The 14,404-nt window shown below is 67.8% G+C and carries 11 protein-coding genes and 2 rRNA genes; 10 read left to right on the forward strand and 3 right to left on the reverse strand.

Translation table 11 applies throughout. The features are described from left to right. Window positions 1–64: 64 nt before the first annotated feature. The 10 genes from GSY65_RS21365 to GSY65_RS21410 all read left to right on the forward strand — a co-directional run bounded on the left by GSY65_RS21365 (window position 65) and on the right by GSY65_RS21410 (window position 10,455). Window positions 65–3,188, forward strand: a 23S ribosomal RNA gene (locus tag GSY65_RS21365). Window positions 3,189–3,277: 89 nt separating this feature from the next. Next, a 5S ribosomal RNA gene (gene rrf / locus GSY65_RS21370) occupies window positions 3,278–3,394 on the forward strand. 61 nt (window positions 3,395–3,455) lie between these two features. Further along, window positions 3,456–4,097 (forward strand): HAD family hydrolase, encoded by a 642-nt coding sequence (locus tag GSY65_RS21375; protein ID WP_159771245.1) that lies wholly within the window; start codon window positions 3,456–3,458, stop codon window positions 4,095–4,097. A 54-nt stretch (window positions 4,098–4,151) separates the two neighbouring features. Then, window positions 4,152–5,372: an MFS transporter gene (locus GSY65_RS21380; protein WP_159771248.1), complete on the forward strand. Its 1,221-nt coding sequence runs from the start codon at window positions 4,152–4,154 to the stop codon at window positions 5,370–5,372. Further along, window positions 5,323–6,495: an acetoin utilization protein AcuC gene (locus GSY65_RS21385; RefSeq protein WP_159771251.1), complete on the forward strand. Its 1,173-nt coding sequence runs from the start codon at window positions 5,323–5,325 to the stop codon at window positions 6,493–6,495. Before GSY65_RS21380 ends, GSY65_RS21385 begins: the two co-directional genes overlap by 50 nt. Before the next feature lie 81 nt (window positions 6,496–6,576). After that, window positions 6,577–7,392, forward strand: a complete 816-nt coding sequence (locus GSY65_RS21390) for a phosphatase (RefSeq protein WP_159771253.1) — start codon at window positions 6,577–6,579, stop codon at window positions 7,390–7,392. Window positions 7,393–7,521: 129 nt separating this feature from the next. After that, window positions 7,522–7,734 carry a helix-turn-helix domain-containing protein gene (locus tag GSY65_RS21395; protein WP_004984898.1) on the forward strand — a complete coding sequence of 71 codons (213 nt, stop codon included), beginning with the start codon at window positions 7,522–7,524 and terminating at the stop codon, window positions 7,732–7,734. A 168-nt stretch (window positions 7,735–7,902) separates the two neighbouring features. Next, complete coding sequence (locus GSY65_RS21400) at window positions 7,903–8,001, forward strand: 30S ribosomal protein bS22 (RefSeq protein WP_003948845.1); 99 nt, start codon at window positions 7,903–7,905, stop codon at window positions 7,999–8,001. A gap of 280 nt (window positions 8,002–8,281) precedes the next feature. Beyond that, window positions 8,282–9,349, forward strand: a complete 1,068-nt coding sequence (locus GSY65_RS21405; protein WP_159771256.1) for an NAD-dependent epimerase/dehydratase family protein — start codon at window positions 8,282–8,284, stop codon at window positions 9,347–9,349. A 14-nt stretch (window positions 9,350–9,363) separates the two neighbouring features. Further along, entirely contained in the window at window positions 9,364–10,455 is a 1,092-nt protein-coding gene (locus GSY65_RS21410) for a lysophospholipid acyltransferase family protein (protein WP_159771259.1), read from the forward strand. A gap of 109 nt (window positions 10,456–10,564) precedes the next feature. Here GSY65_RS21410 and GSY65_RS21415 read toward each other — a convergent pair whose 3' ends face one another. From GSY65_RS21415 to GSY65_RS21425, 3 genes are all read right to left on the reverse strand, one after another. Next, complete coding sequence (locus tag GSY65_RS21415; protein ID WP_159771262.1) at window positions 10,565–11,800, reverse strand: DUF5667 domain-containing protein; 1,236 nt, start codon at window positions 11,798–11,800, stop codon at window positions 10,565–10,567. 306 nt (window positions 11,801–12,106) lie between these two features. Beyond that, the gene (locus tag GSY65_RS21420) at window positions 12,107–12,937 is read right to left on the reverse strand and encodes an ECF subfamily RNA polymerase sigma factor, BldN family (RefSeq protein WP_159771265.1); all 831 of its coding nucleotides are present in this window, start codon (window positions 12,935–12,937) and stop codon (window positions 12,107–12,109) included. 413 nt (window positions 12,938–13,350) lie between these two features. Further along, complete coding sequence (locus GSY65_RS21425) at window positions 13,351–14,289, reverse strand: HAD family hydrolase (protein WP_159771269.1); 939 nt, start codon at window positions 14,287–14,289, stop codon at window positions 13,351–13,353. Window positions 14,290–14,404 lie beyond the last annotated feature (115 nt).

The following is a 14,404-nucleotide window of genomic DNA, read 5'->3' on the forward strand; positions in this document are numbered from 1 at the left end:
GTGGTTCGGGGTGGTGGGTGGTTGGTCGTTGTTTGAGAACTGCACAGTGGACGCGAGCATCTGTGGCCAAGTTTTTAAGGGCGCACGGTGGATGCCTTGGCACCAGGAACCGATGAAGGACGTGGGAGGCCACGATAGGCCCCGGGGAGTCGTCAACCAGGCTTTGATCCGGGGGTGTCCGAATGGGGAAACCCGGCAGTCGTCATGGGCTGTCACCCTTGCCTGAACACATAGGGCAAGTGGAGGGAACGCGGGGAAGTGAAACATCTCAGTACCCGCAGGAAGAGAAAACAACCGTGATTCCGGGAGTAGTGGCGAGCGAAACTGGATGAGGCCAAACCGTATGCGTGTGAGACCCGGCAGGGGTTGCGTATACGGGGTTGTGGGATCTCTCTTTCACAGTCTGCCGGCTGTGAGGCGAGTCAGAAACCGTTGATGTAGGCGAAGGACATGCGAAAGGTCCGGCGTAGAGGGTAAGACCCCCGTAGCTGAAACATCAGCGGCTCGTTTGAGAGACACCCAAGTAGCACGGGGCCCGAGAAATCCCGTGTGAATCTGGCGGGACCACCCGCTAAGCCTAAATATTCCCTGGTGACCGATAGCGGATAGTACCGTGAGGGAATGGTGAAAAGTACCCCGGGAGGGGAGTGAAATAGTACCTGAAACCGTGTGCCTACAAGCCGTGGGAGCGTCGCGTTGAGTGCTTGCACTCAACGTCGTGACTGCGTGCCTTTTGAAGAATGAGCCTGCGAGTTTGCGGTGTGTTGCGAGGTTAACCCGGGTGGGGTAGCCGTAGGGAAAGCGAGTCCGAACAGGGCGTTTGAGTAGCACGCTCAAGACCCGAAGCGGAGTGATCTAGCCATGGGCAGGTTGAAGCGGAGGTAAGACTTCGTGGAGGACCGAACCCACCAGGGTTGAAAACCTGGGGGATGACCTGTGGTTAGGGGTGAAAGGCCAATCAAACTCCGTGATAGCTGGTTCTCCCCGAAATGCATTTAGGTGCAGCGTCGTGTGTTTCTTGCCGGAGGTAGAGCACTGGATAGGCGATGGGCCCTACCGGGTTACTGACCTTAGCCAAACTCCGAATGCCGGTAAGTGAGAGCGCGGCAGTGAGACTGTGGGGGATAAGCTCCATGGTCGAGAGGGAAACAGCCCAGAGCATCGACTAAGGCCCCTAAGCGTACGCTAAGTGGGAAAGGATGTGGAGTCGCAGAGACAACCAGGAGGTTGGCTTAGAAGCAGCCACCCTTGAAAGAGTGCGTAATAGCTCACTGGTCTAGTGATTCCGCGCCGACAATGTAGCGGGGCTCAAGCGTACCGCCGAAGTCGTGTCATTGCGATATGTACCCCCAACGGGGATCGTGATGGGTAGGGGAGCGTCGTCTGCCGGGTGAAGCAGCCGTGTAAGCGAGTTGTGGACGGTTGACGAGTGAGAATGCAGGCATGAGTAGCGATACAAACGTGAGAAACGTTTGCGCCGATTGACCAAGGGTTCCTGGGTCAAGCTGATCTGCCCAGGGTAAGTCGGGACCTAAGGCGAGGCCGACAGGCGTAGTCGATGGATAACCGGTTGATATTCCGGTACCCGCTGTGAAGCGTCAAACATCGAACCAGGCGATGCTAAGTCCGTGAAGCCGCCCCGGAGCCTTCGGGTGAAGGGGAGTGGTGGAGCCGACGAACCAGACTTGTAGTAGGTGAGTGATGGGGTGACGCAGGAAGGTAGTCCATCCCGGGCGGTGGTTGTCCCGGGGTAAGGGTGTAGGACGTCGGGTAGGTAAATCCGCCTGGCATGTAGTCTGAGACCTGATGCCGAGCCGATTGTGGTGAAGTGGATGATCCTATGCTGTCGAGAAAAGCCTCTAGCGAGTTTCATGGCGGCCCGTACCCTAAACCGACTCAGGTGGTCTGGTAGAGAATACCGAGGCGTTCGGGTGAACTATGGTTAAGGAACTCGGCAAAATGCCCCCGTAACTTCGGGAGAAGGGGGGCCACGCTTGGTGATCCGATTTACTCGGTGAGCTGGGGGTGGCCGCAGAGACCAGCGAGAAGCGACTGTTTACTAAAAACACAGGTCCGTGCGAAGCCGTAAGGCGATGTATACGGACTGACGCCTGCCCGGTGCTGGAACGTTAAGGGGACCGGTTAGCTCACTTTCGGGTGGGCGAAGCTGAGAACTTAAGCGCCAGTAAACGGCGGTGGTAACTATAACCATCCTAAGGTAGCGAAATTCCTTGTCGGGTAAGTTCCGACCTGCACGAATGGCGTAACGACTTCTCGACTGTCTCAACCATAGGCCCGGTGAAATTGCACTACGAGTAAAGATGCTCGTTTCGCGCAGCAGGACGGAAAGACCCCGGGACCTTTACTACAGTTTGATATTGGTGTTCGGTTCGGCTTGTGTAGGATAGCTGGGAGACTGTGAACTCTGGACGCCAGTTCAGGGGGAGTCGTCGTTGAAATACCAGTCTGGTCGTGCTGGATGTCTAACCCGGGTCCGTGATCCGGATCGGGGACAGTGTCTGATGGGTAGTTTAACTGGGGCGGTTGCCTCCTAAAGGGTAACGGAGGCGCCCAAAGGTTCCCTCAGCCTGGTTGGCAATCAGGTGGTGAGTGTAAGTGCACAAGGGAGCTTGACTGTGAGACCGACGGGTCGAGCAGGGACGAAAGTCGGGACTAGTGATCCGGCGGTGGCTTGTGGAAGCGCCGTCGCTCAACGGATAAAAGGTACCCCGGGGATAACAGGCTGATCTTCCCCAAGAGTCCATATCGACGGGATGGTTTGGCACCTCGATGTCGGCTCGTCGCATCCTGGGGCTGGAGTCGGTCCCAAGGGTTGGGCTGTTCGCCCATTAAAGCGGTACGCGAGCTGGGTTTAGAACGTCGTGAGACAGTTCGGTCCCTATCCGCTGTGCGCGTAGGAGTCTTGAGAAGGGCTGTCCCTAGTACGAGAGGACCGGGACGGACGAACCTCTGGTGTGCCAGTTGTTCTGCCAAGGGCATGGCTGGTTGGCTACGTTCGGGAGGGATAACCGCTGAAAGCATCTAAGCGGGAAGCCTGCTTCGAGATGAGGACTCCCACCCACTTGATGGGGTAAGGCTCCCAGTAGACGACTGGGTTGATAGGCCGGATCTGGAAGCACGGTAACGTGTGGAGGTGACCGGTACTAATAGGCCGAGGGCTTGTCCTCAGTTGCTCGCGTCCACTGTGTTGGTTCTGAAACCACGAACAACCCCGCGTTTGTCACAGAGCGTGGTGCGGTTGATTGTTTCATAGTGTTTCGGTGGTCATAGCGTGAGGGAAACGCCCGGTTACATTCCGAACCCGGAAGCTAAGCCTCACAGCGCCGATGGTACTGCAGGGGGGACCCTGTGGGAGAGTAGGACGCCGCCGAACAATTGTTGAGAAAGCCCCTGCCGGGAAACCGGCGGGGGCTTTCTGCGTTTAGGCTCGATGTATGTATGACCTCGTGATCTTCGACAACGACGGTGTGCTCGTCGACAGTGAGCCCATCTCCAACCGGCACCTCGCCGCCTACCTGACCGAGATCGGGCACCCCACCTCGTACGAGGAGTCCGTCCGCGACTACATGGGCTCCGCCATGCACCGCGTTCACGAGCTGATCCACGAGCGGACGGGGCGGCGGCTGCCCGAGGACTTCGACGAGGTCTTCCACACGCGGGTGTTCGCGGCGTTCGAGCAGGAACTGAAGCCGATCGCCGGGGTCTTCGACGTGCTGGAGCAGCTGGTGGCGCAGGGGGTGCCGTACTGCGTGGCGTCGTCCGGGAGCCACGAGCGGATCCGGGTGGGGCACCGGACGACGGGGCTCGACCGGTGGTTCGGGGACGGGCTGGTGTTCAGCGCGCAGGACGTGGGGCGGGGCAAGCCGGCACCCGATCTCTTCCTCCACGCGGCCGAGCGGATGGGAGTCGCGCCGGAACGGTGCGCGGTCGTCGAGGACAGCCCGCTCGGCGTCCGGGCGGGAGTCGCGGCCGGCATGGACGTGTACGGGTTCACGGCGATGACACCGGCGGAGAAGCTGCCCGGGGTCCAAGGGCACTTCTCGGACATGGCGGAGCTGCTCTCCCTGCTTAGTTGAGCAATCTTCAACTTCCTCTACCCATGAGTAGCAGGCGACCCCTACTGTTCCGCCATGACAGATGTGCTGCGGCGCGGCCGGGCCGCGTTGGCGTTCAGCTTCTTCGCCCAAGGCGTCGCCTTCGCACTGCTCGTGACGCGGATTCCGGCCATCCAGGACCGGTACGGGGTCTCCGACGCGCTGCTGCCGGCCTTCCTCGCCGCGGTGCCGGTACTGGCCGGTGTCGGCAGCGTCTGCACCGAGCAACTGGTGAAGAAGATCCCGGCGAGCCAGGTGCTGCGGTGCTCGCAGCCCGTCGTGCTCCTGGCGCTGCTGGGCGTGGGAGCCGGCGAGCACATGGTCGAGCTCGGGATCTCGCTGGCCGCGTTCGGGCTGGCGGTCGGGGCGCTCGACGCCTCGATGAACATGCTCGGGGTGAGCCTGCAGCGGTCGTACGGCCGCAGCATCATGCTCGGGTTCCACGCCGTGTACAGCCTGGGCGGGATATCCGGGGCCTCGCTGGCGTGGGTGGGAGCGCACTGGGATCTGCCGCTGCTGGTGTCGTACCTGCCGGTGGTCCTCGTGCTGCTGCCGGCCGCGCTGGTCGGGAGCCGGTGGTACGTCGACGGGGGCAGGCCCGGGGACGAGGCCGCCGGGGACACCGGTACCGCGGGCGGACGCGTGGCCTTCTCGCTGCTGCTGCCGCTGTGTCTGGTGATGTGCTTCGCGTACATCGGCGACTCGACCGTCTCCAACTGGAGCGCCAAGTACCTGCAGGACGTCCTCGGCAGCTCCGACGAGATGGCGACCGTTCCGTACAACGTCTACATGGTCACCACGTTGCTGGGGCGGTCCATCGGGGACTTCGGGGTGCGGCGGTTCGGGGCCGCGGCCGTGGTACGGGCCGGTGCGGTGATCGCGGCCGCCGGGTTCGCGGTGGTGGCGGGGGCGCCGGGCGCCTGGGTGGGGATGCTCGGGTTCACGCTGCTGGGGCTCGGGCTGTGCGTGCTCGTCCCGCAGACGTTCGCGGCGGCGGGGCGGCTGTTCCCCGGGGCTTCGGACGCGGCCGTGGCGCGGTTGAACATCTTCAACTACGTGGGTTTTCTGATCGGTTCCCCGTTGGTGGGGGCGTTGGGCGACGCCTGGAGCTATCGCGGGGCGATGCTCGTGCCGATGGCCCTGGTGCTGGTGACACTGGTGTACGCCCGGTCGTTCGAGGCGGAACCGGACCGATACGGTGGCGGGCATGAGCGGCCGCGCACAGCTGATGTGGGACGAGGCAGTAACGGGCTATGACTTCGGCCCGGACCATCCGATGGATCCGGTCCGGCTCGCGTTGACCCGGAGTCTCGTGAACGCCTTCGGGCTCGACCGGGAGATGGACGTCGTCTCGGCGAAGCCGGCGGGGGAGTCGACCCTGCGGCTCGTGCACCGGGAGGACTACGTGGCGGCGGTGCGGGCCGCGTCCGCCGACCCCGGTGGCGCCGACGGCTCGTACGGGCTCGGCACCATGGACGATCCGGCGTTCGCCGGGATGCACGAGGTGTCCGCGCTGATCGCCGGACAGTCGGTGGGGGCGGCGGAGGCCGTGTGGCGCGGCGACGCGCTGCACGCCGTGAACTTCGCGGGCGGTCTGCACCACGCCATGCCGGGCGGCGCCTCCGGGTTCTGCATCTACAACGACGCCTCGCTCGCCATCGCCCGGCTGCTGGAACTGGGCGCCGAGCGGGTCGCCTACGTGGACGTGGACGTGCACCACGGTGACGGGGTCCAGGCCGCGTTCTGGGAGGACCCGCGGGTCCTGACGATCTCGCTGCACGAGCACCCCCGGACGCTGTTCCCGCAGACCGGCTGGCCGGAGGAGACGGGAGCGGACACGGCCCCCGGGTCGGCCGTGAACGTCGCGCTGCCGGCCGGGACCGGGGACGCGGGCTGGCTGCGGGCGTTCCACTCGGTGGTACCCGAACTGCTCGCCGAGTTCCGGCCGCAGGTCCTCGTCACCCAGCACGGCGCCGACACCCACTTCGAGGACCCGCTGGCGCATCTCGCGGTGTCACTGGACGCGCAGCGGGCGGTGCAGGTGGCGCTGCACGACCTGGCGCACGAGCACGCCGAGGGCCGGTGGGTCGCGCTCGGCGGCGGCGGATACGCGGTGGTCGACGTCGTGCCGCGGTCGTGGACGCATCTCGTCGGGATCGTGGCCGGGCGGGAGATCGCGCCGGAGACCATGATCCCCGAGGAGTGGCGGCAGCAGGTCTTCGCCCGGACGCGGCAGTTGGCGCCGGTGCGGATGACCGACGGGCGGTGGCCCGTCGAGTGGGCCGGCTGGGAGGCCGGGTACGACCCCGCGGACCGGCTGGACCAGGCCGTACTGGCGACGCGCAAGGCGGTCTTCCCGCTGCGCGGGCTGCTGCCGTAGGGGCGGCGGCGGTTAGGCCAACGGTGTGGTTCGGCCGCGGAACGCGGTGGTGGCGCGGGACGGGTGCGTCAGCATCGGGGGGTGCGGAGTGCGGGGGCGTTGCGGGCTCATCTGGTGGCGGCCGGGCTGGCCGGGAGGGTGGCCACCTCACGGGAGTCGAGCCTGCGCAGCTACCGGTTGTTCGCGGCCCGCGACCCCCGCTTCCTGATCGGGCTTGATCCCGAAATGGCCTGGCGGCAGCGGGATGTGCTCGGTCTGATGGCCCAGAAGTGCGGCGTTTCGGCCGACCCGGGGTGCACGACCGGGCAGGATGTGATCGACCCGCGGCGCACCCTGGCGGCGCTGGACCGGTTCGCGGAGCGGCTCGCGGCGGTCGCTCGCCGTGGTGGGCCGGTGCTTCTCGGCACCGGTCACCCGCATCGGCTGCTCGGCTTCTACGGCGCTCTCGCGGACGCTTTGTCGGCGGCGGGATGTGAGGTCCTCACCCCAGCGACGGGTAGACGTGTCGACATAACGACCCGGTTCGGTCTACGCACGTACGCCCTCGACTACGTACGAGGTGTCTCCGTCGTCCGGGAGGCGACCGCTTCGCGCTCCCGTTGTGCGACCGGCGTGCACACGCATTCGCCGCTGCCGGTCCGGACCGTTCTGGCGGCCGCCGCGGAGGGTGGCGGGCCGCTCCCGGAACTTGTCGTCGGGGACCACGGGTGGGTGTGCGGGGCAGGTCAGCTGGGGTTCGAGGCGATCGGGCTGGCCGATACGGACGATCCGGCGCCCTTCGTGGGGGAGGCCGAGGGGCGGGTGTCCGTCGTGGTGCCCCTTGATGACGGTGTGCGGTCCGGTTACTACCGACCGCTGACCCGCTACGTACTCAATCGGGCGTGTCTGTCACCGTAGGCCGCCGATGGCATCCCCTCTTCCCCACTCGCATCACCCGCCCCTACATTGGGGAGTGAGCACGCAGCGACGAAGAGTCACCGGAAGGGGAAGCCGGTGGCCGTCGAGTGCGGAAGGTTCAGGTGTGTCATGGCTGCAGCTGGCGAGAGGCCTCTGAACGAGGTTCAGTTCCTGACCGTGGCGGAAGTCGCCTCGGTGATGCGAGTGTCGAAGATGACCGTGTACCGCTTGGTGCACAGCGGTCATCTGCCGGCGATCCGGGTGGGCAGGTCCTTCCGGGTGCCGGAGCAAGCGGTTCACGAGTACCTCCGCGAGAGCTACGTGGGGGTGGAGACTGCCTGACGGTCATCGGGTCCAGGGGGCTCCCGGATGCCCCGCGGGGGGTCCCGGATACCCCTGGCTCCCCCTCGATTACGACCTCAGCGCTCGGACGGGTAGGCTGGCCCCTCGTAGGTCGTATGGGCCCATGGCGCCCAAACACCGAGTGATGAGAAGTGAGCGAGGGTAGTCGTGGGCTCTGTTATCAAGAAGCGGCGCAAGCGGATGGCGAAGAAGAAGCACCGCAAGCTGCTCAAGCGCACCCGCGTTCAGCGTCGCAACAAGAAGTAGGGCGGCCAGGCCCCTGAGACGGGGCCCGGCGGACGCCCGTCCCGTACGGGCGCCGTACGCCTTGCACGCTTGTGCGAGCGCTGTGGAGAGCGCGTTGCTGAGACCCCTCACCGGACTCCGGTGGGGGGTCTCGGTGTTTTTGCCGGTCGTTGGCGGGGTCGCAGTCATCACAGCGCAACAACAACCCGCTAACGTGGCCGCACACGGGGAACGCGGCACAGGGACGAGACGAGCAGGGATACGCCTACGGGCGCCGACGTTGGGAAGGAAGGCGCTGATCTTGGGGAAGGTCGTGCTCGTGACCGGGGTGGCCCGTCAGCTGGGCGGCCGGTTCGTACGTCGGATCCAGCGTGACCCGGACGTGGACCGCGTCATCGCGGTGGACGCGGTGCCGCCGGAGCACCATCTGGGCGGCGCGGACTTCGTGCAGGCCGACATCCGCCATCCCGCCATCGCCCGCGTGCTGGCCGAGCACAACGTCGACACCGTGGTGCACCTGGACGTCACGGGCACCCCCCTGGGCAGCGGCGGCCGGACCACGCTCAAGGAGACCAACGTCATCGGCACCATGCAGCTGCTCGGTGCCTGCCAGAAGTCCCCGCTGATCAAGCGTCTGGTCGTGAAGTCCAGTACCAACGTCTACGGCTCCGCGCCCCGCGACCCGGCCGTGTTCACCGAGACCATGCCGCCCAAGTCCCTGCCGAGCGGCGGCTTCGCGAAGGACACCGTCGAGGTCGAGGGCTATGTGCGGGGCTTCGCGCGCCGCAGGCCCGACGTGGCCGTGTGCGTGCTGCGGTTCGCCAACATCCTCGGGCCGAGCGCCGATTCGCCGCTCGCCTCGTACTTCTCGCTGCCGGTGCTGCCGACCGTGCTGGGCTACGACCCGCGGCTGCAGTTCGTGCACGAGGACGACGTGATCGAGGTGCTGCGGATCGCCTCGCACGAGCCGGCGCGCGGCACCCTCAACAGCGGCACGTTCAACATCGCCGGCGACGGGGTCCTGCTGCTGTCGCAGTGCGCGCGGCGGCTCGGCCGGCCGACGGTGCCGTTGCTGATGCCGGCGGTCGCCTGGGTCGGCTCGATGGTCCGTACGCTGGGGGTGACGGATTTCTCGCCGGAGCAGCTGCGGCTGCTGACCCACGGCCGGGTCGTGTCCACGAACCAGATGCGCGAGACGCTCGGCTACCGGGCCCGGTGCACGACCGCGGAGACCTTCGCGGACTTCGCGCGCGGCAGGGGACCCGGCCTGCTGCCCCCCGAGGCCGTCGCGGGAGCCGTGGACCGGCTCGCCGCACTCGCGGTGCCCGCTCCGGGCGGCGGCCGCACCCCGACGCAGAGCGCCAACTGAGGAGCGCATCAACGATGGCGGATGCCAAGGTCATTCCGTTCGACGACGACCGGACCCGTGGGGGCGCCGCGCAGCGCCCGTCGCGCCGCCGGAACGCGGGGAGCCGGCGCACGGGCGAGAACGCGGTCGTCCGCGACGCCCGGGAATCCGGTGAGGTCCAGGCCCTCCCCGGACTGGCGGGCAGCACGGAGGATGTTCCTGTGACACGGGAGAAGCCGGAGCCGTCCCAGGAGGCCGCCGGGGCACTGGACGGGGCAGTGGACGGCGGTGCGCTGGAGCGACGGATCGCGAGCGGTCTCGCCTTCCTGCGCAAGCGGCTCACCGGGGACTACGAGGTCGACGACTTCGGCTACGACGCCGAACTCACCGACCAGGTGCTGATGTCGCTGCTGCGGCCGCTGTACGAGAAGTACTTCCGGGTCGAGGTGAAGGGCATCGGGAACATCCCGGCGGAGGGGGGCGCCCTGATCGTCGCCAACCACTCCGGGACGCTCCCGATGGACGGCCTGATGATGCAGGTCGCCGTGCACGACAACCACCCCGCCGGGCGCCATCTGCGGCTGCTCGCGGCGGACCTGGTCTTCATGCTGCCGGTGGTGAACGAGCTGGCCCGCAAGCTGGGGCACACCCTGGCGTGCGCGGAGGACGCCTCGCGGCTGCTGCAGCAGGGCGAGCTGGTCGGGGTCATGCCGGAGGGCTTCAAGGGCCTCGGCAAGCCCTTCGGGGAGCGCTACAAGCTCCAGCGGTTCGGGCGAGGCGGCTTCGTCTCCACCGCGCTGCGCGCGGGCACGCCGATCATCCCGTGCTCGATCGTGGGCGCGGAGGAGATCTATCCGATGATCGGAAACTCCCGGACGATCGCCCGTCTCCTGGGCTTCCCGTACTTCCCGATCACGCCGACGTTCCCCTGGCTCGGCCCGCTCGGCGCGATCCCGCTGCCCACCAAGTGGACCATCCAGTTCGGTGAGCCCATCCCGACCGACGGCTACCCGCCGGAGGCCGCGGAGGACCCGATGCTGATGTTCAACCTGACGGACCAGGTGCGGGAGCAGATCCAGCACACCCTGTACAAGCTGCTGGTGCAGCGGCGGTCGGTGTTCTTCTGAGGCACGCCGGCCGGTGCGCGCGGCCCGCCGCACCGGCCGGCGTGTGACGGGGACGTACGACGACGGGGCGCCCTTCGAGCGAAGGGCGCCCCGTCGTCGTGCCGGGTGGTCAGTCCGAGGTGTCGCCGTTGATGCCCAGGCCGGGCAGGAGGCCCGGGAGGAGGGGCGGGAGGGTGACCTCGGGGTCCTGGGGCGGGGTGCTCCTGCCGGTGGACGGGGAGGTGCTGGAGGTGCCCTCCTGGGGCGGGTCGAGCAGGCCGCCGGTGGCGCCGCCGACGAGGCTCTCGCCGCCGCTGTCCGACGCGGACGGGTCGGGCTTGCCGTCGCTGTCCTGGCTGCCCGCGGTGCCGCCGCCGCTTTCGCTGGGCGCCGGACGGCCGGAGTCGGCCGAGCCGGGGGCGCGGGAGCCCGGGGAGCGCCGCTGCTTGTCGTCGCCGTCCGGTGCGGGGGGCTGCGGCAGCAGTGAACGGTGCGGGGCGACCTCTTCGTCTATGGCGTCGAAGACCGAGGACACCTGCTGGCTGACGTCCCCGAGCTGGACGGGCAGCCGCTCGCGCAGGGCGCCCCATGCGTCCCGGTGGGACCGGGAGAAGGCCGACAGGGCCTGGATCGGGCCGAGGGAGCCAGGGTCGCGCTGGTAGGCCTCGTGCAGCAGGCGGTGGCCCTCGGCGGCGTCGTGCTTCATGCCGGTGAGGGCCCGGCGGACGTCGCCCAGGGACTCGTGGTCGAGGTGTCCGCCGCGGCCGCGCTCCATGAGCCGGCGGGCCTCGCTGAGCCGGGTGGACGCCTGGTCCAGATAGAGCCGGCCCCGGTCGTCGGTGTCGTCGGCCAGGGTGAGCTTGACGTCCTCGATGCCGCGCTTGAGGCCGTAGAGCGAGTCGCCGGGAAGGGCGTCCGAGCTGGCGGCGGCCACCCCGCCGAAGGCTCCCGCGGCGACTCCGACGCTGAGCCCGCCTGCGGCGAGGCCCTTCGTCAGCCGTGAACGTGGTCGCAGTTTGCCCAGCGGGCTCGCCCGGTGGGCGCCCCGCGCCTTGCCGGATCGCTGCTCGGGCACCGAAGAGTCCTTCGCCTCGCGCCCGGCCAGCGTGCCGTCCCGCAGCATGGCTTCCATCGCGGCCACCAGTTGGGCGCGCTGGACCACTTTGACCTCGGGGTCAAGCTCCGGCTTGGGCAGCTCGCCGAGACCGGTCGCCAGGGTCAGCAGGCGTCCCTGATCGGTCTGTTCCGCTGCCGGGGCCGGTGCCGATCCCTCGGGCTGCTCGGCCGCCGTGCCCTGGTCGGACAGCTCCTCCAGGGCCTGGGCGAAGGCGTTCGCCCGCCGGTGCGCCGATACGTTCGCGATCACTGGCGGCACCTCCTCTCGTCATGACGGTCGACTCCCCAGGGGGTCCTGAGGGTTGCACGCCCCGGACCGATGCACACGATCGAGTGATCGATGTCGGCCGGGCCGTGACCACAGGGAGCCTGTATCCCGCTCAACGAGTGGTGCGGCACTTGGGTTACGGACGGCGGATGAACCGGCGAAGAAGTCAACGGAAGGCGACCGAGCGTGAGTTGGAGGTAGCCGAGCGTGTCCGGACGCGGGGCTCGGTGCGGGCTCGGCGCGGGGTCGGCGCTGGTTCGCCGGGTGGGCCCTGCCGGGGCGGGCGGGTCAGCGGGCGTCGTCCGGCAGCAGGCGGGCGAGGGTGCGGACCGCGCGGTACTGGAGGGTCTTGATCGCACCCTCGTTCTTGCCCATGACGCGGGCGGTCTCGGCGACGGAGAGGCCCTGGAGGAAGCGGAGGGTGACGCACTCCTGCTGCTGGGGGTTGAGGCGGCGTACGGCCTCCAGGAGGGCGGCGTTGGAGAGGGACTCCAGGACGGAGTCCTCGGGGGAGCGCTCGACCTCGTTGGCGTCGAGCATCTCGCCGGTGGTGACCTCCAGCCGGAAGCGGCTGGACTTGAAGTGGTCGGCGACGAGGTTGCGGGCGATGGTGACCAGCCAGGCGCCGAAGTCGCGGCCCTGCCAGGTGAACGTCCCGATGCGGCGTAGGGCGCGCAGGAACGTCTCACTGGTGAGGTCCTCCGCGGTCGCCTTGCCGCCCACGCGGTAGTAGATGTAGCGGTAGACGGTGTCGCTGTACTGGTCGTACAGGCGGCCGAAGGCGTCGGCCTCGCCGGACTGGGCGCGTTCGACGAGGTCCATCATGCGGGCGCTGTCGCTGTCCGCGGCGGGACGCCGGGTGGTGGTGGCGGTGGATCCCGAACGGGCTCGTCTGCCCACTTCCCGCCCGTCACCCGACCTCCGCCCCCCGACGACGGCGCTGCGCGCCGACCCCTGTTCAATGCCGTCGGCGAGTGCGTAGCACGGGCCTACGGGCGCGGCGGCGGAGGCGAGGGCGGGGACGGCGTACGCGGTGGGGACGAAGCCGCGCAACAGGTTGTTGACTGTCGCGCGCAGCGTAGCCAGGCCCGAGGCGTCAACCCCGACGTGTGGGTACACGGGACTCCCAGAGGCAGAGCTTCCATCACGTGCAGTGCGGAACCATTCACCCGTCGTAGCGACGGAGGGGTACCGGTTTGCGTTTGAGGAGAATAACGCTTCGTGCAGGCACTGCTACACCCAGTTGCTCAAATCATCGATTACGTCGCTTCCGTTACCGATTGACGGCTGCTCAAGTGCCTGTGTGTGATCGGTTGTTGATCGATTGGGTTCGTGTTCCGTCTGGGTGCGGGGCGTGTTGTGGTCGGGTGCGCACGGGGTGACTGAGGGGCGCGCGAGGGGGGTAGGAGAGCCGGAATGCGGATCGCCGTGCGGGAACGCCGAACGCCGGAGGGGCCGGCGTCCCGGCCCTTCCGGCGTTCGAAAGAAGTGCGGTCGAAAAAAGGTGTGAGTGACGTGGGTGATCGGACGGATCAGCGGCGGCGGCGGTGCAGCGCGATCGCGGCGGCCGTGCCGCCGGCCACCGCGCCCACCCCGGCCGCGGCCGGGAGGCCGACCTTGGCCGCCTTGCGGGCGGTGCGGTAGTCGCGCAGCCGCCAGTCCATGGAGCGGGCGTGCTTGCGGAGCTTGGAGTCCGGGTTGATCGCGTAGGGGTGGCCGACCAGGGACAGCATCGGGATGTCGTTGTGGCTGTCGCTGTAGGCGGCGCAGCGGGAGAGGTCCAGGCCCTCGGCGGCGGCCAGGGCGCGGACGGCCTCCGCCTTCGCGGGGCCGTGCAGCGGCTCGCCGACCAGCTTGCCGGTGTAGACGCCGTCGACCGACTCGGCGACCGTGCCGAGCGCCCCGGTCAGGCCGAGGCGGCGGGCGATCACCTGGGCGATCTCCACGGGTGCGGCCGTCACCAGCCACACCTTCTGGCCGGCGTCGAGGTGGGCCTGGGCGAGGGCGCGGGTGCCCGGCCAGATGCGCTCGGCCATGTACTCGTCGTAGATCTCCTCGCCGATGATGGTCAGTTCGGCGACGCGGTGACCCTTGACGATGGAGAGCGCGGAGTTCTGGGCGTCCTGCATGTGCTCGGGGTCCTCGGAGCCCGCGAGCCGGAACCATGCCTGCTGCCAGGCGAATCGGGCGAGGTCGCGGGTCTCGAAGAACTTCCGCTTGTACAGGCCCCGGCCGAAGTGGAACAGCGACGCGCCCTGCATGACCGTGTTGTCGAGGTCGAAGAAGGCGGCGGCCTTCTCGTCGCCGAGGACCGGGAACTCCGGCTCGGCGGCAGGGGTGTCGGGCGCGGGAGCGATGTCCTCCAGTTCCCGGGAGGACTTGCGCGCGGCCTCGGCTGAGGCCTCGCCTGCCAACACACTCCGTGCCGTGGCGGAGCGCCTACGAGGAGTGAGCCATCCTAGTGCGGCCATGTCGTGAGCATAGCCAGTCCGTTCGGCGGTTCCGGAGTCGAGAGGTTCGCACGATGTGAACTCTCCGCGACGCGTCGTTAAAAGAGCGGTCCGCGCGGCGTGTCCGGGTGGGTGA

Source organism: Streptomyces sp. HM190, from assembly GCF_009857135.1.
GTDB lineage: Bacteria > Actinomycetota > Actinomycetes > Streptomycetales > Streptomycetaceae > Streptomyces > Streptomyces heilongjiangensis.

Excerpts from the sequence above, each read along its gene's own strand:
- GSY65_RS21395 (WP_004984898.1), top strand. The coding sequence starts at position 7,522 with ATGGCTGCAGCTGGCGAGAGGCCTCTGAACGAGGTTCAGTTCCTGACC.
- GSY65_RS21385 (WP_159771251.1), top strand. The coding sequence starts at position 5,323 with ATGAGCGGCCGCGCACAGCTGATGTGGGACGAGGCAGTAACGGGCTAT.
- GSY65_RS21380 (WP_159771248.1), top strand. The coding sequence starts at position 4,152 with ATGACAGATGTGCTGCGGCGCGGCCGGGCCGCGTTGGCGTTCAGCTTC.
- GSY65_RS21410 (WP_159771259.1), top strand. The coding sequence starts at position 9,364 with ATGGCGGATGCCAAGGTCATTCCGTTCGACGACGACCGGACCCGTGGG.
- GSY65_RS21425 (WP_159771269.1), bottom strand. The coding sequence starts at position 14,289 with ATGGCCGCACTAGGATGGCTCACTCCTCGTAGGCGCTCCGCCACGGCA.
- GSY65_RS21375 (WP_159771245.1), top strand. The coding sequence starts at position 3,456 with ATGTATGACCTCGTGATCTTCGACAACGACGGTGTGCTCGTCGACAGT.